This window comes from Gelidibacter gilvus, assembly GCF_004115975.1.
GTDB lineage: Bacteria > Bacteroidota > Bacteroidia > Flavobacteriales > Flavobacteriaceae > Gelidibacter > Gelidibacter gilvus.
On the sequence record NZ_SDDZ01000042.1, the window covers coordinates 1 to 530 of the forward strand.

The following is a 530-nucleotide window of genomic DNA, read 5'->3' on the forward strand; positions in this document are numbered from 1 at the left end:
AATGCGGGATTTTCAATACTTCTTACCATGACTGAGGTTAATTTTATACACCATCTGAAGGCTATCTTCTTGCTTTTTGCCAAGGACAATCGGCTCAACCCAACGCATATAAGTCTGTATTTGGCTTTTTTCCAAATCTGGAACCACAACCGGTTTCCACAGCGTTTTTATGTGAATCGGGAGGAGGTGATGCGATTGGCCAAAATTGGCTCAAAATCGACCTATCACCGCTGCGCAAAAGACCTAAATAATTTCGAATATCTCCTGTATTTTCCATCGCATAATCCGTTCAAAGGCTCTGAAATCAACATGCTCATTTTCGGGACAAGCTCTGGACAAGTAGTGGACTTAGGTGTCCCATTTTCGGGACAAGCATTGGATTTAAGTGTCCCAAATTCGGGACAAGTAGTGGGACGTTTATATAAACATAATAAAACAATAGTAAACAGTTATAAACTACAAAAGCCAAAAAATGAAAATCAAGTTTTAGATTTTTTTAAAAAACAAAAATGGTCGGAAATGGAAGCTGC

General features: G+C 38.7%; 1 protein-coding gene. It reads left to right on the forward strand.

The features are described from left to right. Positions 1-27: 27 nt before the first annotated feature. A partial coding sequence (locus ESZ48_RS19190; RefSeq protein ID WP_129019112.1) for a hypothetical protein occupies positions 28-530 on the forward strand: 503 nt, incomplete at its 3' end.